This window comes from Elizabethkingia occulta (assembly GCF_002023715.1).
Taxonomy (GTDB): Bacteria; Bacteroidota; Bacteroidia; order Flavobacteriales; family Weeksellaceae; genus Elizabethkingia; species Elizabethkingia occulta.
The window spans coordinates 20,631-44,269 of sequence record NZ_MAHX01000018.1; the positions used below are offsets into that span (position 1 = coordinate 20,631).

Below are 23,639 nucleotides of genomic sequence, written 5' to 3' on the forward strand. Positions count from 1 at the left end.
ACTAAGAAGACCAAACAACAGACCACCGATGCGCAAAAAGGAAGATGCGCATATGATTAACGAAAATATCAAAGTGAGAGAAGTCCGCTTGGTGGGTGACAATGTAGAGCCGGGAGTATATCCAACTGCTGTTGCACGTAAAATGGCTGAAGAGCAGGAATTGGATCTTGTGGCAATCTCTGATAAAGCAGAGCCTTATATTTGTCGTATTTTGGACTATAAGAAATTCTTATATGAACAAAAGAAAAAACAAAAAGAACTAAAGGCTAAGCAAGTTAAAGTTGTTGTAAAGGAGATTCGTTTCGGCCCTCAGACTGATGATCACGATTACGAATTCAAGAAGAAACATGCTGAGAAATTCCTTGAAGAGGGAGCTAAGCTTAAGACTTACGTATTCTTCAAAGGGAGATCTATTATCTTCAAAGATCAAGGAGAAATCCTTCTTCTTAAACTTGCTCAGGAACTAGAGCATGTTGGAAAGGTAGACCAGCTTCCTAAACTTGAAGGTAAAAGGATGATCATGATGATGAGTCCAAAGAAACCTGCAAAATAAGTACAATGTACTACATTGTAGCAATAATCATTGATAAATTATTATATAGCTACATTGATAAAAAGATATTGATAACAAAATATAAAAAAGCAAAACAATGCCTAAATTAAAAACTAAATCAGGAGCTAAGAAGCGTTTTGTTCTTACCGGTTCTGGAAAGATCAAAAGAAAGCACGCTTATAAAAGCCACATCTTGACTAAAAAAGAAACTAAGCAAAAGAGAAATCTTACGCAAACAGGTCTAGTTAGTGCAGTGGATACAAAAAGCGTACTTAGACAATTAGCAATCAAGTAGTTTTTATAAATCTAATATCGGTTTATAAGAATTCTAACAAATTCAAAACAAGTTAACCCTGAAGCGGAGCCCATTAAGAGTAATATAATGTTACCGCCCTCTTCAAAAAAACAATTAAAATTATGCCTAGATCAGTAAACGCGGTTGCCAGTAGAGCACGCAGAAAAAAAATCATGAAGCAGGCTAAAGGTTTTTTCGGTAGAAGAAAGAACGTTTGGACTGTAGCTAAAAACGCGGTAGAAAAAGCAATGCAATATGCTTACCGTGGTAGAAAAGAAAAGAAAAGAAATTTCCGTTCCCTATGGATTACCAGAATTAACGCTGGATGTAGAGAGCACGGTGTTTCTTACTCCAAATTTATGGGGGATCTTAAGAGAAACAACATCGAGCTTAACAGAAAAGTTCTTGCTGACTTAGCAATGAACCACCCTGAAGCTTTCAAAGCTGTTGTAGATCAAGTAAAATAATTAATAATTTCTGTTATCAATATAGAAACTCCCGGTTTTTCTGGGAGTTTTTTTATATATTTATGCCTTTAAAAACTAAGAAGAACTAATAACTCATAAATATGAATAACTCATTTAACAGAAGAGACTTTATCAAGACCAGTTCTATGGCAGGAATGGGCGCCTTAATTCCCTCGAGCACTTTATTCAACATCTTCGATTTTAACCCTAAAAAGGTAAGAGTAGCTTTTATCGCTGTTGGTTTACGTGGACAAACTCACGTAGAAAATATGGCAAGACGTGATGATGTGGAGATTGTAGCATTTGCAGATCCGGATCCTTACATGGTTGGACGTGCACAGGAAATTCTGAAAAAGAATGGTAAGAAGCCTGCTAAAGTTTTTGGGAATGGTAATTACGATTACAAAAACATGCTTAAGGATAAAAATATCGATGCTGTTTTTGTATCCTCTCCATGGGAATGGCACCATGAACACGGCGTAGCAGCTATGAAAGCCGGTAAAATTGTTGGGATGGAAGTTTCCGGTGCTATAACACTGGACGAATGTTGGGATTATGTAAAAGTATCTGAACAGACCGGAGTTCCGTTAATGGCATTAGAAAACGTATGCTACAGACGTGATGTAATGGCTATTCTGAATATGGTAAGAAAAGGAATGTTTGGGGAACTTGTTCACGGAACAGGAGGCTACCAGCACGATTTAAGACCTGTTTTATTCAACAGTGGTATCAATGGTAAAAACGGAGATGGTGTTGAATTTGGAGAAAAAGCATTTAGTGAAGCAAAGTGGAGAACGAATCACTATAAAAACAGAAACGGGGAACTTTACCCTACTCATGGTGTTGGTCCATTGCATACAATGATGGATATTAACCGTGGGAACAGATTACTAAGATTATCATCTTTTGCATCCAAAGCAAGAGGATTACATAAATATATCGTGGATAAAGGCGGAGAAAGCCATCCTAATGCAAAAGTAGAATGGAAACAAGGAGATATTGTTACTACTCAGATCCAGTGTCACAACGGAGAAACTATTGTATTAACACACGATACCAGCTTACAAAGACCATATAACTTAGGATTCAAAGTTCAAGGTACAGAAGGTCTTTGGGAAGATTTCGGCTGGGGAGAAGCAGCACAAGGATTTATTTACTTCGAGAAGATTATGAACCATTCCCACAGATGGGATAGTTCTGAAAAATGGATTAAAGAATACGATCACCCTATGTGGAAGAAGCATGAACAGAAAGCTGTTGGTGCAGGTCATGGCGGTATGGATTACTTCTTAGATAATACGTTTGTAGAATGTATTAAAAGAAATGAAGCATTCCCACTAGACGTTTATGATCTAGCTACATGGTATTCCATTACTCCTCTTAGTGAAAAGTCTATCGCTGAAAACGGTGCCGTTCAGGAAATTCCTGATTTTACAAACGGCAAATGGAAGAATGCTAAAAATACATTTGCAATAAATGACGACTACTAAAACTAATGCAACTTTACTTGTCCTGGCAGGTGGCTTGGGCAGCAGATACAAAGGAAAAAAACAAGTAGATCCAATGGGACCTTCAGGTGAGTGCCTGATGGAATATTCTATTTATGATGCTAAGAACGCTGGTTTTGATCAGCTTGTACTTATCATCAATGACTACTTTAATCAGGAAACCAAAGATCATTTCCAAGCTATTGCTGACAAAGCTCGCATAAAGCTGGATTTTGTGATTCAGGCTCTTGACTCTCTTTTACCAGAAAAGCATAAAAACAGACTGGAAAACAGAGTAAAACCTTGGGGTACAGGTCACGCTATTTTAACGGCTAAGGATGTTATCAAAAATCCATTTGTGGTAATTAATGCCGATGACTATTACAACAGAAAGGCCTTTGAAAAAGCTTATCAGCTGATCAATTCAGGACAAATTAATGAGCATCAGTATGGAATGGTAGCCTACCCTCTTTCAGCAACGCTAAGTGATAACGGAAGTGTATCTCGTGGTGTTTGTACAACCGAAAATGGTTTACTGAAAAAAGTAGTAGAGCATACCAATATTTCTGAAGAAAACGGAAAAATCATCCACACAGATGATTCCGGAAACAAAACAGAATTAGCTCCTGACACACAGGTTTCCATGAACTTCTGGATTTTGGATACTTCTGTATTCCAAGTTTTAGAAACTGAATTCGATCAATTTTTAACTAACCTAAGCTCGGAGAAAGCAGAACTTTTCATCCCTTTTGTTATTGACGATATGATCCATAATGAGGGCTTAAAAGTTGTTGTTGAATCTTCACAGGATAAATGGTTTGGAGTAACCTATCCTGAAGACAAAGACTTCGTTATCAAATCTGTTCAGGAAATGGTAGATAACGGCTATTACCCGGCTTCGCTATGGTAAACTATGAACAACTACATTAAGATTTTACAGTCTTTTATATCTATAAAAGATGAAAATAAAGTGTCCATCATTCCTATTAATGATGGACACATTAATACTACATTGCGTGTAGATATTAATGACAACGATACGCAACAGTATATTTTACAGAAAATAAATCATCATATCTTTCGTAAACCGGAAGTAATTATGCATTCTATAGATGTGGTAAATAAGCATCTTCAGTCGGCAGGATATGAATATGAAATTCTTGAAACTGTCCCAAATCTGGAGGGCGAATTTCTAACCATAGATGAGAACAAGGATTACTGGAGAATGACGAAATTTATTCCTAATACTTATTGTGTTACAAAAGTAAAAGACAGTGACCAAGCTTATGAAGCTGCGAAAACATTAAGTGTTTTTTATTCTAAAATTCTGAACCTTGATCCAAATCTGATCGAATCATCGATTCCGGGTTTTATAGACTTTGAAAAAAGAATTAACGATTACAAAATTTCTTTGGAAAAAGCTTCTGAGGAAAGAAAAAATCAAGCTTCTGAGGAAATAAACTTCGTTAACGAATACCTGGATCTTCCGGACCTATTCATCCAAAATCAGAAAAACGGAAGCTTTCCACTACGGATTGTACATGCTGATCCTAAGATCAGTAATATACTCTTCGACAGTAATACTCATAAGGGTCGTAGTGTAATAGATCTAGATACACTAATGCCTGCAACCATTCTGTATGATTTTGGTGATATGGTAAGGTCGTATACCAATCTAAAGGAAGAAGATGACCCTAATCCTGAGAATGTATTCAGTAGAGAATATTATGATGCTGTAAAAGAAGGTTTTCTTTCTAATACATCAGATTCGCTGACAAATGCAGAGAGAGATAATCTGGATTATGCAGGTCAGGTGGTTGTATTTATACAGGCAGTACGCTTCTTAACTGATTTTTTAAATGGAGATACCTATTACAAAACAAAGTATCCTACCCATAATCTGGACAGAACAAAAAACCAGATTAATCTATTAAAAGAATTACTTAAAATGAAACCAGCATCATAAGCTGGTTTTTTTATTTTCAATCAAAAACATCAACTTATCCTTTCACTTTTACCATTCATCAAATAAAGTTTAGTATCAATAGCCTTCTTCGTTGTTTTGCGTCAGATTTAAACAACATTTACAATGAAACGACGAATTTTAGGACTCACTGTATTATTAGCATGTATTACCTGCTCTGTAGAAGTAAGCGCACAACAACAACCTTCTATTTTCCATTTAGGTGTAAAAGGAGGCGGAAATTTCACTAAGGTATCTACATCATCAGGACTAACTGGAAAATACGATTATGGCTATCATCTGGGAGCTATGGCTCGGATTGATCTTGGTAGTTTATATGTGCAGGGTGAAGCCTTATATAATCAAAAAAGAACATCTTATGACACTGATAGCGAAGGTTCTCAAAAACTAAAATGGAAATCAATCGATATTCCTGTAGTAATAGGTTACAAAGTTATTAATGATAAAGACTATAATGTAAGAGTCTTTGCAGGAGGTGTATACAGTTACGCATTTAGTGATAACCTTTCGGCTTCTACAGCATTACAGGAAAGCTTTAAAAAATTTGACAAATCAAATATCGGAATTACCGGGGGTATTGGACTGGACTATAAAAACTTTACAATAGACCTGAGATACGAAACCGGACTTTCCAACATTAGCAAAGAATTCAAATCCAAACCTCATAGTTTCTCACTTGGTATTGGCTACTTCTTATTCTAAAAACTTAAATTATCTTTACCAATTAGAAACTACGGATTTGTAGTTTCTAATTTTTTATAAACCTACTCTGTATTATTTATGACAAAACCTTTTGCTCTAAGGAAGTATATATTTACTATAATATTCTGGTTTGCTTTTGGCATTTTCCTCTGGCTAAATTTCCAGGCAACAGATGGAAAGCTTAATTCTTTTTTTCAGACCTGTGTTATTTTAATCAGCTCTTTTATTTTCACTCAATTTTTAACAATCAAACTTCTTCCTAAAGCTCTGAGAGCGAAAAAAATGAAGTGGTTTCTTATACAGGCAATTCTAATTATTTTTTCACTCAGTATTATATTTGCTTTAGTTTTCACTTATATCCGTGTTGATAATGGTAATCCTTTGCCAGAAGATTTTTTAAATCAACTTCCTTTCTTGTGGAAAGGTTTCTATATGTCTATTCCCGCATCTCTTCTCATTAATGGTACAGCCTGCGGAATAAAATTCTATCAGGAACATGGAAAAATAGAACGGGATCATATCCTTCTTCAACAGGCACACCTGGAAAATCAGTTAAAGTTATTACAGGATCAGATCAATCCACATGTAATGTTCAACATTCTGAACCATATTCATATTCTTATGAAAAGCAATACTGAATTAGCTTCTTTTCTTTTATTAAAATTTTCAGATATACTTCGTTACCAACTCTATCATTGCAATCAGAATTTGGTAGTATTAGACAAAGAAATTCAGTATCTACAGGATTTAGTAGAGGTAGAAAAACTAAGGTGGGGAAATGAACTGAATGTAAAAGCAGAATGGCGGATCGAAAATAAAAAAGCACTTATTATACCTCTCCTTCTTGTTCCGTTTATTGAAAATGCTTTTAAATATGTATGCAGACTCCCAGGACAAACTGGCTATATAAATATTTTATGCAGAGAAAAAGAAGGTTTGCTTTCTTTTTATGTAGAGAACTCTTATTCGGATTTAGTGGTAAGCAGAAAGAAAGACGGAGCTCACGGAATTGGATTGCAAAATGTAAAAAAGCGATTAAAACTTCAGTATCCGGACACTCATGACCTTAAAATTGAATCAGAAGGAAACATCTATAAAGTATCCTTAAAACTAAAATTATCTAACGAAAATGACCAATAATTATACCCTACCCAAAATGAAATGCCTGATTATAGATGATGAACCATTGGCAAGGTTCCATCTTAAAGATATGGCAGATCAGATCGAATTCTTAGAGGTTATTGCTACTTGTGCAACAGCATTGGAAGCAAATACTAAAATACAGGAAAACCAGATTGATCTTATTTTTCTGGATATCAATATGCCCTATTTAACCGGACTTGAATTTTTGGAACAACTGGAAAATCCACCATTATGTATTCTTACCACAGCTTATTCAGAATATGCGCTGGAAGGCTATAGATTACAAGTAGTTGATTATCTTCTGAAACCTATAACTTTTAATCGTTTTTATCAGGCTGTAAATAAAGCTCAGCAGCAATTTATTATGGCTGAAAAAATGAAAAAAAATGTTCAGCTGGAAGATCCTTTTTTATATGTTCGCCAGGGAGATACTTTTATAAAAGTTTCCTGGGTGGACATCCTTTATGTTGAAAGTATGCAGAACTATACTAAACTGCATTTTAAAGAAAAATCTATTGTAATCCATCAGACAATGAAAGCTATTGAAGAATCGCTTTCGACAGAGCATTTTTTCAGGATTCATAAATCGTTTTTAATTAATATCACTCACATAGAAATGATTTCCAGAGGACGCCTGTATATTAATAAAACTGAGCTTCCTATATCCAGAACCCGTAAAGAAGAATTACTTAATCAGGTTGTCTATAAGAAGCTCATTAGTAAATAAGAATCTGCCTATGGCAGATTCCAACGCAGCGCTACAGCTGTATAGAATGAGTTGGTAAAACTCGGATCTTTTTGTTTTTTCTCTTTAAAAAAGCTTTTCAGACTACGGTCATTCTCACTAAAAGATCTTACAAGCACACTTCCGCCGGTAATACGCAGACTTAATGATTTTCCGATTTTTATTTCGGGTCTTAATCCTGCTGTTATCTGCTGATAGCCTAATAGTATTGATTTATCTTCCTTTTTTCTCTCTACTACCATACCGTCTAATCCTACTACAGCTTTTAAAGCAAACATATCAGAGAACTGATAGCCAACAGTTGCTTCTTCCGGGAATTTTACGCTAACCTTAAATTTAGTACCTGTTTTCCAATCTAAATAAATGAAAGGCATAATCATCGGAACTCCGAAAGCTGTCGTTATTCCCGGTCCAAACCCAAAAGCCAGGTTAGGATTAAACTGCTTTATAAATACTACACCTCCCTGCCCCAGGATATCATTCTTGTCTACATTTTCCAAATCAGTATAGACACCAACAGTTCCCATAATCATCATGCTCCATTTCCCTCCTAAAGGCCTAATATGCTGCAATCCAATCTGAGCATTCAGCATTTGATCCGGAAATAGTTGTGCAGCATAGTCTTTATGGGACAACTTCGCATAAGAGCCACTTACTAATAGCGACCATGCTTTTACCTTTCCATCATCTGTTTTCTTCACAGACAAAGGAATACTAAGATTCATTTGTATTCGGCGAAAGTTACTTTTTGAATTGGTTTTTGTGCTGTCCTCCGGACGGATGTAATTGGAATAAGGTATGTATTCCGTTTTTAGTTCTCCGGATATTCCGGATTGTGCATTTGCCCAATAAAAAAATTGGGTCATACAATAAAAAGTAATCAAAAGACCTTTTCTCATAGCTTAAATTTTTTGCAAAGAGAGGTCTTTGATAATCTGATACAAAAATTACTTGATTAATTGCATTTGGGTTATGACGAAATGATAACATAACCGGACAAAAAAGATCAGAGAATGTTCTCTGATCTTCTTACTTTAGTTATATTTCATTTAAAAATTACACTGTCATTCCGATATCAATACCTTTAATTTTTCGGTAGATATCAGTTGCATAATTATCTGTCATACCCGATACGTAATCTATAATACCCAATACTTTTTGGTAATCGGAAACTCCTTCATACACAAATTGTTTAGGCAGAAGGCGTAATGCCATTTTATCATAGTTTTTTCTGTCCGATTTATCCTTTAAAATTGAAGGAATAAAATGGTTAAGTAACTCATACATTACATTATAACCTGCATTTTCAATTTCTACTACTGCCCGGTGGCGGTAGATATTTTCGATAGAATATTTCTCTATTTTTTCTAAAGCATCACATTCTTCTCCAAAAATTCCTAAAAGCGATTTGTTTAGACTTCCATCTAGAATTTGCGGAATATTCTTAATATAAATTTCTTTTGTTTTCGAAATTAGAGAGTTTATTACCTTAGCTCGCAAATAAGAGATTCTTTCGTTCTCATTGGTAATCTGTTCAAGGTTTTTTCTGACTCTTGGCATATCATCTGCGTTTACAGATTCTATAAGTGTAGTGAAAAGCTCTTCACAAGGTTCTGTTTTTACAATTCCCAGGCGGTGCGCATCTTCCATATCGATAATATTATAGCAAATATCATCAGCCGCCTCTACCAGCCAAACAAATGGATGTCTTTTGTAGATAACCGGAGATTCTGAAGTCTTAATCAGATTAACAGATGAAGCAATATCTTCGAAAGTTTTTTCTTCACTCTGGAAAAATCCAAACTTCTTGCGTTGAAGATCCTTTTTCGTGAAGTCTTTAGCAGATGATTCACAAGGATATTTAGCAATAGAAGCTAATGTTGTGTTTGTCAGCATTAGCCCCCCCTCGCTCTTGCCTATTTGTTGCTGGGTTAAAACTCTTATTGCGTTTGCATTTCCTTCAAAATTAATCAGATCATTCCATTCTTTCTCAGAAAAGTGAGGTTTCAGAGAGCTTTCATTTCTTTCAAAATAACTTGCAATAGCATCTTCCCCCGAATGTCCAAATGCAGGATTACCAATATCATGACAAAGGCAAGCTGCAGCGATAACATTATTCAGATTATACTGGTAAAACAGACTGCTTTCTTCCTCCAGATCAGCAGCAAAATCTTCAGCAATATGCTCTCCTATTATACTTCCAAGAGAACGTCCCACAGAAGCTACTTCCAGAGAATGAGTTAATCTGTTATGTACAAAAACACTTCCGGGCAATGGGAAAACTTGTGTCTTATTCTGGAGTCTTCTAAATGCCGAAGAAAAAATAATTCTGTCAAAATCTCTTTGATAAGCACTTCTGGATGCCGTTGTGCTTTCCTGTACTCCTGCCCTCTTGGTTGTAAAAATCGTATTCAAATTCATTGCGGTACCAAAATTAAATCTAATTTTAAACAAAAAGAATTTTTAATCAGAAAAATTGTACCTATTCCTTTTATAACCCCTCTAAAGCTTTTATTAAATAAACAATCTATTTAGTGAAAAAATAAATCAATCAGATTTTCAATGCTTATTTTAATTCTTTTATTAATTATATATAATAAAAATAATTCCCAAACACATTAACAATCATTCACAAAAGCTATTAAATAAAATTAATATTCATAACAAATATGTATTTATTTTTTCATTAACTTCACTAACTGTAACGGATTATAACTCAATATTTTTGGATTTATTCCGTTATATAATCTGAATAAAAAAAGAAATTTAATGGAGACTGTAGTAATTACGGGTGGAAGCGGGTTGATAGGAAATCATCTCGCCAAGCTTCTCGTGGAGGAAGATTATAAAGTGATTCTTCTTTCCCGGACACCCGACAAAAACAAAGGGAGTACTAATATTCGATTTGCAGGATGGAACCCAGCCACAGGTGAAATTGAAAAAAAAGCTATTGAAGAAGCCGATTATATTATACATCTGGCTGGAGAAAATATTGGTGCAAAAAGATGGACGTCTTCCCGAAAGAAGGAAATAGAAAATAGCAGAATACAAAGCTCTGCGCTATTATGCAAAAGTCTTAGAGAAATCCCTAATAAAGTTAAAGCTGTAATATCAGCATCCGGTATTAATTATTATGGTGGTGATTATGACAACCGTATGACCTTTGACGAAACGGCTCCTAAAGGGAAGGGATTTCTTGCTGATGTCTGCCAAAAATGGGAGGAAAGCATAAAACCTGTTGCCGATACAGAGAAAAGATTGGTGATTATGAGAACCGGTGTTGTCATGTCTCCAAAAGAAGGGGCTTTAAAAGAGTTTCTGAAGCCTTTAAGTTTTAGAATTGCTCCTATCCTCGGAAGCGGCAAACAAAGAATGAGTTGGTTACACGTAGATGACATTACAAGAGCTTATCTTCATGCCATAAAAAACGAATCTGTAGAAGGAATTTATAATATTACAGCTCCCCATGCTATTTCGTACCGTCAGGCTATCATTAAGATTGCAAAAACTAAATACAGAACCATTTTTATACCTCTCAAAATCCCTTCATTTGTTTTAAAGATGATGAAAGGTGAAATGGCAGAAGGAACAGTTTTAACAGGTATTACAACAAATTCCGCTAAGTTTACCAATACAGGATTTCAGTTTTTATTTCCTATATTCAACAGAGATTGTATAAAAGATTTATTAGGAAAATAATTACCTGAAAAGTCATTCCATTCACAAACAAGAAAAGATAAAAAAGGCCGTATCATCAATGATGTACGGCCTCATTTGTGTGAAAAATAGTTTAATCTTCCTTCATATATATATTCACCTTCTCTGCGCATTTACGTCCTTCGGTAATTGCCCACACCACCAAAGATTGCCCTCTTCTGGCATCACCGCAAGTAAAAATTTTATCCTGATTCGTTTTATATTCAATATCATTACCAATCAGATTGAGTCTTGGATCTAACTGAATATCTAAAGCCTCAACCAATCCTTTATGCTGTACATGTAAAAAGCCCATTGCCAGAAAAGCGTAATCACAGTCAATAATAAACTCTGAGCCTGGCTTTTCTACAAAAGATGTATAACGTTTCGTTAAAGGATCTTTCGCCCATTCTACTTCCGTAGCTCTTACTCCCTTCAGATTTCCCTGCTCATCTTTTAAAAACTCTTTACAATTAATCATCCATTTCCTCTCGCAACCTTCATCATGAGAAGTGGTTGTTTTCAGAACCATTGGAAACATTGGCCATGGCATTGTTTCATCCCTTTGGACTGGTGGCATAGGCATAATCTCAATCTGTAGAACCAGCTCCGCACCTTGCCTGTTAGAGGTGCCTATACAATCCGAGCCTGTATCTCCACCACCAATAACAAGTACTTTTTTCCCGTTCACATTAATTTCTTCGTCCGGATATGCTATATCGCTAACTCTCTTATTGCTTTGTTTTAGAAATTCCATAGCGAAATAAACACCTTTAGCATCTCTGTTCGGAATTGGCAGATCTCTTGGAATTGTACTGCCTAATGCCAATATAACAGCATCAAAATTGCGGTCAAGCTCTTCAGCAGAATAATCTACACCAACATTGACATTGGTTTTAAAAACCACACCCTCCTGCTCCATTAATCTGACTCTCCTTTCTACAATTTTCTTATCCAGTTTAAAATCCGGAATCCCAAACCTCAACAAACCTCCCACTTCCGAGTCTCTTTCGAAAACAGTGACCAGATGTCCCATCTTATTTAACTGATCTGCAGCTGCCAGTCCGGATGGACCTGATCCTACTACAGCTACTTTTTTTCCTGTTCTGTTAATGGCAATCTGAGATTTTACATAGCCTTCCCTGAAAGCAGTTTCTATAATATTTTTTTCAATTTCTTCTATCGTTACCGGTAATTCATTAATTCCAAGCACGCATGATCCTTCACAAGGCGCCGGGCAAATTCTTCCGGTAAATTCAGGGAAGTTATTGGTGGTCGAAAGTATATCATACGCTTTCTTCCATTGGTTATTGTATACTGCATCATTAAACTCCGGAATTACATTCCCCAACGGGCAGCCACTCTGACAAAAAGGTATTCCGCAGTTCATGCAGCGGGCTGCCTGATTATTTAACAATTCGGCAGATGGCAAGTGCTGGAACTCCTGATAATGTTTCACCCTGCTTTCTACCAGTTCTTTCACCGGTAATTCTCTATCATATATTAAAAATCCGTCTGTCTTTCCCATGGCTGCTAATTAGTTTCTTTGTTTTCTTTTTGCTTTAGTAAAGCTTTTTTATAATCTCTCGGATATACTTTTACAAAATATCCCTGTGCCTGTTCAAAATCACTTAGTAAATACTGACCTATCTCACTCCCTGTAATGGTAACATGCTCCTCTATTAATTGTTTGATTAACTGAATATCTGATTCCTCCAAAGGCTCCAGATCTGCCATATCCGGATTAAAATTTTTATCCAGAGATTTATTGACATCCCACACATAAGCGATTCCGCCACTCATGCCTGCTCCAAAATTTCTTCCGACATCTCCCAAAATAACAACCGTTCCTCCTGTCATATATTCGCATCCGTGATCACCTACTCCCTCTACTACCGCTGTTGCTCCGGAATTTCGAACACAAAAACGTTCTCCCGCCATTCCGTTAATAAAAGCTTTTCCGCTAGTTGCTCCATATAAAGCCACATTACCGATAATGCTATTTTCATGTGCCTTAATTTTGGATTCTTCAGGTAATTTTACAGCCAGCTTTGCACCAGAAAGCCCTTTACCAAAATAGTCATTGGCATCACCTTCCAAAATCATTGTAAGTCCTTTATTACAGAATGCTCCATAGCTTTGTCCTGCAGTTCCCTTGAAATCGAATACCAGTGAATCTTCTTTCATCCCTTCGGATTTATACTTCTTGGTAATTTCATGGGATAATATAGTACCTATGGCTCTGTCTGTATTTTTAACCTCAAAGAAAGCTCTAACCTTACCTTCATTCTGCAGTGCCTCTTGTGCTGTTTCCAACATTTTCCACGATATAGAATCATCCAATTCATTATCCTGATCTTCTGATTTCACCAATGGTAAATCACTTTCGACTTTTTGCAGAAAATCATTAAGATTTATATTCTGATGCTTCCAGTGTTTTAGTTTTTCTTTTTTGGTTAAACACTGATACTGCCCTACCATTTCATCTATCGTTCTGAATCCTAAAGCCGCCATCAGTTCTCTTACCTCTGTAGCCAGAAATCTGAAATAGTTAACCAGATGATCCGCACTACCAGAGAATTTTGCCCTTAAATCAGGATTTTGTGTAGCAATACCTACAGGGCATGTGTTTAGATGACATTTACGCATCAGAATACATCCCTGAACAATAAGTGCAGATGTTGCGATTCCCCATTCTTCAGCACCTAGTAATGTAGCAATAACAATATCTCTTCCGGTCTTTATCTGACCATCTGTTTGAATTGTTACCCGCTGTCTTAGTTTATTTTTAATTAAGGTTTGGTGCGTCTCTGCCAGCCCAAGTTCCCAAGGCAGTCCCGCATGTCTTACAGAACTCACCGGAGATGCACCGGTGCCACCATCGTAGCCAGATATTAAAATATGATCGGCTTTCGCTTTCGCTACACCAGACGCAATAGTTCCTACTCCTGCTTTTGAAACAAGTTTAACACTAATTCTTGCATGTCTGTTTGCATTCTTCAAATCAAAGATCAGCTCAGCTAAATCTTCTATTGAATAAATATCGTGGTGTGGCGGTGGAGAAATTAAGCCTACTCCAGGAGTAGCATGACGGGTTTTTCCAATCCAGCTGTCTACTTTATCTCCAGGTAATTGCCCTCCTTCTCCAGGTTTGGCTCCCTGTGCCATTTTTATCTGTATTTCTTCTGCTTCAGCAAGATATCTACTGGTTACACCGAACCGCCCTGAGGCAACCTGCTTAATTGCGGAACGCATACTATCACCATTTTGTAACAAATCGTAACGCAGCTCATCTTCTCCTCCCTCTCCGGTATTGCTTTTTGCTCCGATACGATTCATTGCAATTGCCAACGTTGTATGGGCTTCCCAGGAAATGGAACCAAAGGACATCGCCCCTGTAGCAAAACGTTTTAGTATGTTTTCTATAGGTTCTACTTCTTCTATAGCTATTGCTTCACGATCATTTTTTAGTTCCAGCAATGCTCTCAGGCTTACTGGTGCGTCATTTCCTATATTAACAGCTCTGGAATATTTTTTGAAAATTTCATAATCATTTTTCCATGTAGCTTGTTGTAATAAATGAACCGTATTTGGATTATATTGGTGGTATTCTCCTGTCTTTTTCCATTGATATACTCCGCCTTCCTTTAGTACTTCCTGTTTCATTACAGGACGGAAAGCATTATTATGCTTAATAAGTGCTTCTTTGGCAATTTCATCAAATCCAATTCCCTCAATTCTCGAAATAGCCCCGGTAAAACAACTATTTACAACCATTTTGTTAATACCAACAATTTCAAATATCTGAGATCCCTGATAAGACTGTAAAGTTGAAATGCCCATCTTAGAAAAGATCTTCAATAATCCGTCTCCTACAGACTTTAAGTAATTCTTTTTAAGCTGATCCAAATCCCCTTCTATCTCTCCGGCTAAATGTAATTGCCTGATAGAAGCTAGTGCCAGATATGGGTTAATTGCCGTAGCGCCAAAACCTAATAAGGCAGCAAAATGGTGTACTTCCCATATATCTCCTGCTTCTATTACAATACCAATTTTCCGTCGGGCACCTTTACGTACCAGATGGTGATGTACAGCAGAGCATGCCAGTAATGTAGGAATCGCAACATGGTCGGAGTCTATAGCTCTGTCTGAAAGTATCAGGACATCGAATCCATCTTCCACAGCATCCATTGCATATCTGCAAATACGATCTATCCCTCGCTTCAGGCTACCAGGATTTCCATCTGCTTTGAAATATGTATGAATTGTTTTTGCCTGAAAATTCCCAGTGTCTATACTTCTGAGTTTTTCCAACTGTTCATTATTTAGAATCGGCTGTTTTAAAGTAATAGAATGAGCAAAGTTTTTGTCTTCAGAAAGAATATTTCCGTTTCCGCCAATGATAGTAGCCAGAGACATCACCATTCTCTCCCGAATAGGATCTATTGGCGGGTTTGTTACCTGCGCAAATAACTGTTTAAAATATGAGCTTAGGTGCTGTGGTTTTTCGCTAAGTACAGCCAAAGGAGCATCGAATCCCATAGAACCAATAGGCTCTTTTCCGGTAAGTGCCATAGGTTTAATAACCTGATCCACATCTTCACGTGTATAACCAAATGCCTGCTGATATTTAAAAATATCATCTGTCTGTAGCATAGTAAAACGAATTCTCGGTGCTGGCAACTCTTCCAAACGTATCTTCTGACTATCCAGCCATTCTTTGTAAGGCTGAGAAGTACATATTTCTTTTTTAAGTTCTTCATCACTGACAATCTTACCTTTGGCAAGGTCTACCAGAAACATTTTTCCAGGCTGAAGACGTCCGCTTTTAATAATTTTAGCAGGATCTACAGGCAAAGCACCAGATTCTGAAGCCATCACAACCATATCATCGGAAGTAACACAAAATCTTGACGGGCGTAATCCGTTTCTGTCCAAAGTGGCTCCGATAATTTTACCATCTGTAAATGAGATAGAAGCAGGTCCGTCCCATGGCTCCATTACACAGGCATGGAACTCATAGAAATGTTTTTTGTAATCTTCCATGATCTCGTTACCATCCCATGCCTCAGGAATAAGCATCATCATAACGTGTGGTAAAGATCGGCCTGCATGCACTAGCATTTCTACCATATTATCCAGATATGCTGAATCTGACTGATCAGGAGTAACCAATGGCAAAAGCATATCTACTTCCTGAGCAGTAAAATAAGGACTTGTAAAAGTTTTCTGAGAAGATTTTAACCAATTAAGGTTTCCCTGAACGGTATTTATTTCCCCGTTATGTGCCAAATATCTAAAAGGCTGTGCAAGACTCCATGTAGGGGAAGTATTGGTTGCAAAACGGGAATGCACCATTCCAAAAGCAGAAGTAAGTTTAGGATTTGTTAAATCTTTGAAATAGTGTCTGATCTGTATACTTCTCAATTGACCTTTGTAAACAAGCTTTCTACATGAAAGCGAAGCTACATAAAAACCAATAGGGTCGTTTTGCAGAACATTATTAATCTGATTACTGATATAATTACGGAAAACGAAGAGTTTTCTTTCAAAACTATCTTCATCATCGATTCCGAAAGGCTTTTCGATGAAGATCATTTCCATTACCGGCTCTACTTCCTTCGCGAGTTCACCAAGTTCAATATTGTTCACAGGGACAGGTCTGTACCCCAAGACATTTAATTCCAATCTGTCAGCGGCATGCTGAATAATATTTTTGCATTCATCAATAAGTGCCATATTTTTAGGAAAGAAGAACATTCCTACTCCATAGTCTCCCAACCGCGGCAAATCTATTCCATAAGTAGAAGCTTCTTCCTCCAATAGTTCATGTGGAATCTGGATTTGTATACCTGCTCCGTCTCCGGTATTACTTTCATAGCCGGTAGCCCCCCTGTGTTCCATATTCTCCAGCATTGTTATTGCATCTGCAACAACTTTATGACTCTTAACTCCCTTAATATTAGCTACGAAGCCAACACCACAAGAGTCAAATTCAAATTCAGGTCTGTACAATCCATAGTTCTTCATAGTCCTCAGTTTTCAGACACGAAATTACGAATTATATCTATAAAATAAGATTTACATAAATATTGAATAATTTTAACACACAATAAGTGTTGATTTTATTCAATTACAATCATTTTATTAAAAATGTAATATAAACTAATTTCATTATAATGATTTCAATATATAATTATTAAACAATAAAAATCATAAATAACTGAAAATCAATAGATATAAGTTTTAAAACACTTTAAATTTCTTTAAAATAGAATTATAAAACAATCAACTACAAAGCAAATATTCAAATTTGTCTTAAAATTATTTTCACATACTGTAAATAATTTTATTTATTTTTTGTAAGCAAAACAAATACAAAATATTAAAAATATAAAGTTTTTAGAATGATTATAAATTATAAAAGAAAAGATATTTTCACTACTTTAATATATAAATACAAATAAAAAAGCCCCAAACTAAGTTTGAGGCTTCATTATTTTCATGCGTAAATTACATATAAGCTTCGATTGGTGTACATGTACAAATTAAATTTCTGTCACCATAAGCTTCATCAATTCTGGAAACTGTAGCAAAGAATTTATTGTCTCTCACCCATTCTAATGGATATGCTGCTTTTTCTCTTGCATATGGCTTGTCCCATGCATCAGAAATAACAAGCTCCATTGTGTGTGGTGCATTTTTCAGTACATTATTTTCAGCATCTGCAACTCCTTCTGCAATCTCATCGATCTCTTTTCTGATAGAGATTAATGCTTCTGCAAAACGATCGATTTCAGCTTTACTCTCACTCTCAGTAGGCTCTATCATTAAAGTACCTGCTACCGGGAATGAAACTGTAGGTGCATGGAATCCGTAATCCATAAGACGTTTCGCAATATCAGCAACTTCAATCCCTAAAGATTTGAATTGTCTGAAATCTACAATACATTCGTGAGCTACTCTGTCGTTCTGATTACTGTAAAGAATTGGATAATGCTCCTTTAAAATATTTTTAAGGTAGTTTGCATTAAGGATTGCATGTTCTGTAGCTTTTCTAAGTCCATGAGCTCCCAGCATTTTGATATATGCATAAGATATATTCAAAATTAAAGAAGAACCATAAGGTGCTGCAGAAATTGCATCAATTGCTTTCTCTCCTCCTGTTTTAATATTAGGGTTAGAAGGAAGGAATGGTACTAAGTGCTCAGCCACACAGATTGGGCCAACACCAGGACCTCCCCCTCCGTGAGGAATAGCAAATGTCTTATGTAAGTTCAAGTGACAAACGTCTGCACCAATATTTCCCGGACTTGTAAATCCTACCTGAGCATTCATGTTTGCACCATCCATATATACCTGACCTCCATTGTCATGGATAAGTTGAGTAATTTCTTTTACGTTTACATCAAAGAATCCATAAGTAGATGGATATGTAATCATAATTGCAGATAAATTCTCTTTATTCTGCTCTACTTTTAGTTTTAGATCTTCAAAATCAATTTCTCCATTTTCAAGGTTCTTCACTACTACAACCTTCATACCTGCCATAGCTGCAGATGCCGGGTTAGTACCATGAGCAGACTGAGGAATTACAACTACATCTCTGTGGAAATCTCCTCTGGATCTGTGGTACTCGCGAATAACCATTAATCCTGCATATTCACCCTGAGCTCCTGAATTTGGCTGAAGCGATGTCGCTGCGAATCCTGTAATCTCAGCAAGATCTCTTTCCAACTCCTCAATTAACTGCTGATAACCCAAAGCTTGTCCTTTTGGCACAAACGGATGAACAGAACCCCATTCGCTCCATGAAAGCGGAAGCATCTCTGCCGCAGCATTCAGTTTCATTGTGCAAGATCCTAATGAAATCATAGAATGCGTTAAAGAAAGGTCTTTTCTTTCTAGTTTTTTGATATAACGCATTAATGCTGTTTCCGTATGATAGCTATTGAAAACCTCATCTTTAAGTATTTCATGCCTTCTTACCAGGTTCTCAGGAATAGAGCATTCTTCTTTGATTTCAACTACAAATGTCTGGGCACCTTTGAATTTTGCTAATTCATCTACTAATGCTTGTAATTTAACCAAAGTAGATGTTTCATTAAGTGAAGCACTTACAAATTCAGGTGTAAAGTAATTCAGGTTAATTCCTGCTTCTTCCAACTGAGTTTTTAATTTATGTTTATCTTCTTCAGATAATTTGAATTTAACCGTATCAAAAATAGGGTGTTTTACAACCTCATAGCCTAATTTTTCTAAAGCTCCGCGTAAAGTATTCGCTTTGTAGTGTACCTGATTAGCAATAAATTCTAATCCTTTTGGCCCATGGTAAACAGCATACATACCTGCCATTACAGCTAGTAAAACCTGTGCCGTACAAATGTTAGACGTTGCTCTTTCCCGCTTAATATGCTGCTCTCTGGTTTGCAAAGCCATTCTTAATGCCGGCTTACCGTACATATCCTGAGAAACACCAATAATTCTTCCCGGAATATCTCTCTTATAATCTTCTTTACAAGTAAAGAATGCAGCGTGAGGACCTCCGTATCCCATAGGAACACCGAAACGCTGAGATGTACCAACAGCACAATCTGCACCCATTTCAGCTGGGGATTTTAATTTGACCAAAGCTAACGGATCACATGCAACAGCAACCTGTAAAGCAAGGGTTTTGTATGTGGAAATAAGATCCGTATAATCTACAACAACTCCGTTTTTACCAGGATACTGAAGTAATGCACCATAGAATGTATTATCTAATTGCATTGCCTCATGATTTCCTATTACAATTTCAATATCTAATCCTGAAGCTTTAGTTGTAAGAACTGCAATAGTTTGTGGCATTACAAGATCCGAAACGAAGAATTTATTTACGCCTCCTTTCTTCTGTTCTTTTGTTCTGTTTGCAAAGAACATGTGCATTGCTTCTGCTGCTGCTGTACTTTCATCTAACAAAGATGCATTGGATAACGGCAGTCCTGTTAACTCAGCCATTACAGTCTGATAGTTAAGAAGCGCCTCAAGACGTCCCTGTGCTATCTCAGCCTGATATGGCGTATATGCTGTATACCAACCTGGATTTTCAAAAATATTTCTCTGAATAGCCGGTGGTAAAATAGTATCATGGTATCCGTAACCGATATAGTTATCGAATTGTGCATTCTGGCTCGCCAGAGCTTTGGAATGCTGCAACATTTCGTATTCTGAAAGTGCCGGAGAAATATCCAGATCTTTGTTTAAACGAATCTGTTGCGGAATTGTTTGTGAAATTAGTTCTTCAACACTCCCTACACCAATTTTTTGTAACATTTCGGATTTGTCTTTTTCGCTCATGCTAATATGGCGATTGACAAACTGTTGTGTGTTCATATAACTTTTATTAGATTTTTCAGAAATTTTGGAGTGTAAATTTACAAATTTTTAAAGGATATTCAATGCATAAAATTCAGCTTATGAATTCCCGTTTTCATAGTACAACTAGTGATATTTATCAGGTTTAAAGCACCAGCCTACAGAAAGCTTTTTACCACTTTTTCTCCTTCATTATTATCATTTCGTAATTAAAGATTACATTTGCTTTTTATACAGTCTATGAAAAACTCTATGATCGAAAAACTTTCTTCTTTTATTTCCAACTTATTCAATCCTGTATTTTCATTTCTATTCTTTCTTTTATATTACGCGTTCAATACGATGGAAATTGGAGAAGCATGGTTATTTATAGGGAAGGCTGTCCTCATCTTTGCAGTTCCTATATTAGGATATATCTATTATAATGTAAAGAAAGGAAAGTTTACAAATATGGATGTTTCCAACAGAAAACAAAGAAACAGTCTTTACTACTATATCATCGCTTTATTACTGCTATTCATTGTAGTAAATCTTATTACAGATAAAACTATACCGGCTGCTTTTTATTATCTTACAGGACTCCTGTGTATAATGATGTTAAGTAATTTCTGGATTAAAAGCTCTATGCATACAGCTCTTAATTTCTTCGTTGCAGCACTTTTTTACCAACTTTCACCAACTTTAGGATTGATCTGGAGTGGACTCACTATAATCATTGCTATCACGCGTCTTATCCTGAAAAGACATACGCTGAGCGAGGTACTTTCAGGCGCAGTTATCGGAATAATATTTTCCATAGCTTTTGTTTATTGGAATTAATCCCTACTTTTGAGTAAAATAATTTTTATGAAGAGCCTTACTCCGGCAGAGGAAACGTTAATGCATGCGTTATGGACAATAGAAAGAGGGTTTCTTAAGGATATTATGGAAGCATATCCGGAGCCTAAACCACATCACAATACAGTAGCAACAGTATTGAAAATATTGGTTGAAAAAGGATTTCTGAAAGTAAAACCTTTTGGCAGACTTCACCGTTATGAAGTAAAAGTTTCTAAAGAACAATATTACCAACAGCTACTAAGATTGTTTATTGAAGAATATTATAATGCATCTCCTGAACTTTTACTAGCTGAAATGGTCAGATTAGAGCTATTAAACGATCAACATCTAAAACGATATACTACAGGTGCTATTGCTGAGTCTGCTTCTGTAAAAGAGGAAGAAACTAAAAAAGCAAAACCTGAGAAAGAAAAGAAAAAGAAGAAAGAGAAATCTAAAAAGAAAAAAACTGAAAAGAAATCAGTAGAATAACTTTCTTTCTGTAACAAGGATATACAAATACCCTGAATTTTGAAAATTCAGGGTATTTTTTTATTGTAATGCCTGTATAAGGCACAAAATTAAAGTAAACATCATATCTTTTACAGTTATACCGTTATGAGATCAGGCTCCTCCGGAGCATTTCTGTTAATCTATCCTTTTTCTTATATCATAATCTAATCCAAAAATTATAAGACAGAGTAAAAGATGAGACAGTGCCAAAAAGCATATCACTTTTTTATCCTGAGCCTGTTGAAGGATTTTATTTTCGTATGCACAGAACTTTTTGCTGAAGTTCTAATTTTTACACCTGATCTACTGGCATTAATTTTTCATCCAGTATGAAAATAAAAAAACCGGAAGATTTCTCTTCCGGTCACGACACGACAATTGTCGTCTTTTTCTAGTATCTATTATTATTAAATGATCTTCTAGGTTTTTCTTCTTTAGGTCTAGCTTCAGAAACGTTTAGGTTTTTACCTTGAAACAAAGCTCCGTTTAAAGATTCAATAGCTGTGTTAGCTTCATCATTGTTTGGCATTTCAACAAAACCAAAACCACGAGAACGACCAGTCTCTCTGTCCATAATAATTTTAGCAGACTGAATAGCACCATATGAAGCAAAAAGTTCTTCTAATTGAGATTCCTTAACTGAATAGTTAATGTTTGAAATAAAAATGTTCATTATAAAAAATTAAAATTGTTGATAAAATATGATTTAAAGTAATCAAAAAGCGTAATGAACATCCTATTGACTTCTGTTAAATAATGTAGGCAAGGTACAACAATTTTATCGAATATTGTAAGTTTCTTCCAAAATATCAAAATATTTTCTTAAAATATTTTCTTTGGAAAATCTGTTTTCCATGGAATACCTTATTAATTCAGGAGATTTATCACTATACAGTGATTCCAAAATTTGTTTTGCAAAGCTTTCATGTTTCTCAATATTTAACATTTCTCCGTTCACTTTTGGCTGAATAATTTCTGAAAGACCATTTAATTTACTATCTGCCAAAACATAAGTACCACAACATCCGGCTTCCAATAATGTATTTACTGAATCATCACATTTAGAGGAAAGGATAAATAAGTCTGAATATTTTACAAAGGCGCAAGAATTAGTCATTGTACTATGAAAAATCACATTATCCAGCTTCAGAGTATTTTTTGCCTGCCGTATTTTTTCTTTACTTATTTCATCTGTTAATATATGAAGTCTCACCTTTTCATTTTCAAGATGTTTGAATACCTGTAACAGATGCTCGAACCCTTCTGTAGAAGATGAATCTCCCATTGTAACAATATTTTTGTATTCATCGTCGAAAAAATGAGGTTTCCGGACATCAGAGAATTTATTATCCATCTGATCAAAATCCACAGAATTATGAATTTTCGCTAGTTTATGGGGTTCAATTTTAAAATTCTGAATAAGATCATTACGCGTATCCTCAGAGGATATAATAATCCTATCATAATTATTATAAAATCTGTAGAAAAAACGCAGACTCCTTCTGAATAATTGTCTGGAGAAACCCTCATTCATTTTTGTAATAAACTTAGTATGCGGAAAGAAGTAAGAAAAGTATGCAAAATAGACATTCAGCTCTTTTGCATTACAGAAAACAATATCCGGATTTCGTTTTTTAATTTGTCTCAGGATAATCGCTAGAGAATTTCTGATTTTCCCTACCTGCAGATCAATAACCTCCACATATTCCCGAAGTGTATTCAGATTATAATAATGCCTTCCTTTATTTAATAATAGAACAGAGGGGCGGAAAACATCTCTTGGTAAATATTTCAACAGCATTGAAACAGTATATTCCTCCTGACCCGGTCTGAGATCAGGAAGAATAAACATAATTTCAATAAGTTTCATTTTTCCTGCTT

19 protein-coding genes are annotated in these 23,639 nt (G+C 35.8%); 12 read left to right on the forward strand and 7 right to left on the reverse strand.

Features of this window, described 5'->3' with window-relative positions:
* The first annotated feature begins 28 nt into the window (after positions 1-28).
* The 9 genes from infC to BAZ10_RS14230 all read left to right on the forward strand — a co-directional run bounded on the left by infC (position 29) and on the right by BAZ10_RS14230 (position 7,358).
* Positions 29-553 carry a translation initiation factor IF-3 gene (gene infC / locus BAZ10_RS14190; protein ID WP_009085972.1) on the forward strand — a complete coding sequence of 175 codons (525 nt, stop codon included), beginning with the start codon at positions 29-31 and terminating at the stop codon, positions 551-553.
* A 97-nt stretch (positions 554-650) separates the two neighbouring features.
* Complete coding sequence (gene rpmI, locus BAZ10_RS14195) at positions 651-848, forward strand: 50S ribosomal protein L35 (protein WP_009085970.1); 198 nt, start codon at positions 651-653, stop codon at positions 846-848.
* 122 nt (positions 849-970) lie between these two features.
* Positions 971-1,315: a 50S ribosomal protein L20 gene (gene rplT, locus BAZ10_RS14200; RefSeq protein WP_009085968.1), complete on the forward strand. Its 345-nt coding sequence runs from the start codon at positions 971-973 to the stop codon at positions 1,313-1,315.
* A gap of 101 nt (positions 1,316-1,416) precedes the next feature.
* Positions 1,417-2,805 (forward strand): Gfo/Idh/MocA family protein, encoded by a 1,389-nt coding sequence (locus BAZ10_RS14205; RefSeq protein WP_078772599.1) that lies wholly within the window; start codon positions 1,417-1,419, stop codon positions 2,803-2,805.
* Positions 2,792-3,712 (forward strand): nucleotidyltransferase family protein, encoded by a 921-nt coding sequence (locus BAZ10_RS14210; protein WP_078772600.1) that lies wholly within the window; start codon positions 2,792-2,794, stop codon positions 3,710-3,712. The genes BAZ10_RS14205 and BAZ10_RS14210 overlap by 14 nt, the downstream gene beginning before the upstream one ends.
* A gap of 3 nt (positions 3,713-3,715) precedes the next feature.
* Positions 3,716-4,768 carry a phosphotransferase enzyme family protein gene (locus tag BAZ10_RS14215; RefSeq protein WP_078772601.1) on the forward strand — a complete coding sequence of 351 codons (1,053 nt, stop codon included), beginning with the start codon at positions 3,716-3,718 and terminating at the stop codon, positions 4,766-4,768.
* Between the two features lie 123 nt (positions 4,769-4,891).
* Entirely contained in the window at positions 4,892-5,488 is a 597-nt protein-coding gene (locus tag BAZ10_RS14220) for a porin family protein (RefSeq protein ID WP_078772602.1), read from the forward strand.
* Positions 5,489-5,770: 282 nt separating this feature from the next.
* Entirely contained in the window at positions 5,771-6,628 is an 858-nt protein-coding gene (locus BAZ10_RS14225) for a sensor histidine kinase (protein ID WP_245803823.1), read from the forward strand.
* Entirely contained in the window at positions 6,618-7,358 is a 741-nt protein-coding gene (locus tag BAZ10_RS14230) for a LytR/AlgR family response regulator transcription factor (protein WP_078772604.1), read from the forward strand. The genes BAZ10_RS14225 and BAZ10_RS14230 overlap by 11 nt, the downstream gene beginning before the upstream one ends.
* An 8-nt stretch (positions 7,359-7,366) precedes the next feature.
* Here BAZ10_RS14230 and BAZ10_RS14235 read toward each other — a convergent pair whose 3' ends face one another.
* Positions 7,367-8,275 carry a DUF6268 family outer membrane beta-barrel protein gene (locus tag BAZ10_RS14235; protein WP_078772605.1) on the reverse strand — a complete coding sequence of 303 codons (909 nt, stop codon included), beginning with the start codon at positions 8,273-8,275 and terminating at the stop codon, positions 7,367-7,369.
* Positions 8,276-8,432: 157 nt separating this feature from the next.
* A complete protein-coding gene (gene dgt, locus BAZ10_RS14240; RefSeq protein WP_078772606.1) occupies positions 8,433-9,797 on the reverse strand; it encodes a dGTP triphosphohydrolase in 1,365 nt (454 codons plus the stop codon).
* Positions 9,798-10,145: 348 nt separating this feature from the next.
* Here dgt and BAZ10_RS14245 point away from each other — a divergent pair, with 348 nt between their 5' ends.
* Positions 10,146-11,075: a TIGR01777 family oxidoreductase gene (locus BAZ10_RS14245; protein WP_078772607.1), complete on the forward strand. Its 930-nt coding sequence runs from the start codon at positions 10,146-10,148 to the stop codon at positions 11,073-11,075.
* A gap of 91 nt (positions 11,076-11,166) precedes the next feature.
* On the opposite strand, the gene BAZ10_RS14250 is transcribed toward BAZ10_RS14245, so the two are convergent.
* From BAZ10_RS14250 to gcvP, 3 genes are all read right to left on the reverse strand, one after another.
* The gene (locus BAZ10_RS14250) at positions 11,167-12,600 is read right to left on the reverse strand and encodes a glutamate synthase subunit beta (protein ID WP_078772608.1); all 1,434 of its coding nucleotides are present in this window, start codon (positions 12,598-12,600) and stop codon (positions 11,167-11,169) included.
* A gap of 5 nt (positions 12,601-12,605) precedes the next feature.
* Positions 12,606-17,102, reverse strand: a complete 4,497-nt coding sequence (gltB, locus tag BAZ10_RS14255; protein ID WP_078772609.1) for a glutamate synthase large subunit — start codon at positions 17,100-17,102, stop codon at positions 12,606-12,608.
* A 483-nt stretch (positions 17,103-17,585) separates the two neighbouring features.
* Complete coding sequence (gcvP, locus tag BAZ10_RS14260) at positions 17,586-20,444, reverse strand: aminomethyl-transferring glycine dehydrogenase (protein ID WP_078772610.1); 2,859 nt, start codon at positions 20,442-20,444, stop codon at positions 17,586-17,588.
* 234 nt (positions 20,445-20,678) lie between these two features.
* Here gcvP and BAZ10_RS14265 point away from each other — a divergent pair, with 234 nt between their 5' ends.
* Both BAZ10_RS14265 and BAZ10_RS14270 read left to right on the forward strand, forming a co-directional pair.
* Entirely contained in the window at positions 20,679-21,245 is a 567-nt protein-coding gene (locus tag BAZ10_RS14265; protein ID WP_078772838.1) for a phosphatase PAP2 family protein, read from the forward strand.
* 27 nt (positions 21,246-21,272) lie between these two features.
* Positions 21,273-21,737, forward strand: a complete 465-nt coding sequence (locus BAZ10_RS14270; RefSeq protein ID WP_078772611.1) for a BlaI/MecI/CopY family transcriptional regulator — start codon at positions 21,273-21,275, stop codon at positions 21,735-21,737.
* 412 nt (positions 21,738-22,149) lie between these two features.
* Here BAZ10_RS14270 and BAZ10_RS14275 read toward each other — a convergent pair whose 3' ends face one another.
* Both BAZ10_RS14275 and BAZ10_RS14280 read right to left on the reverse strand, forming a co-directional pair.
* Positions 22,150-22,431, reverse strand: coding sequence for an RNA recognition motif domain-containing protein (locus tag BAZ10_RS14275; protein ID WP_009085940.1), 282 nt, complete (start codon positions 22,429-22,431; stop codon positions 22,150-22,152).
* A 105-nt stretch (positions 22,432-22,536) separates the two neighbouring features.
* Positions 22,537-23,628: a glycosyltransferase gene (locus BAZ10_RS14280; protein ID WP_078772612.1), complete on the reverse strand. Its 1,092-nt coding sequence runs from the start codon at positions 23,626-23,628 to the stop codon at positions 22,537-22,539.
* Positions 23,629-23,639 lie beyond the last annotated feature (11 nt).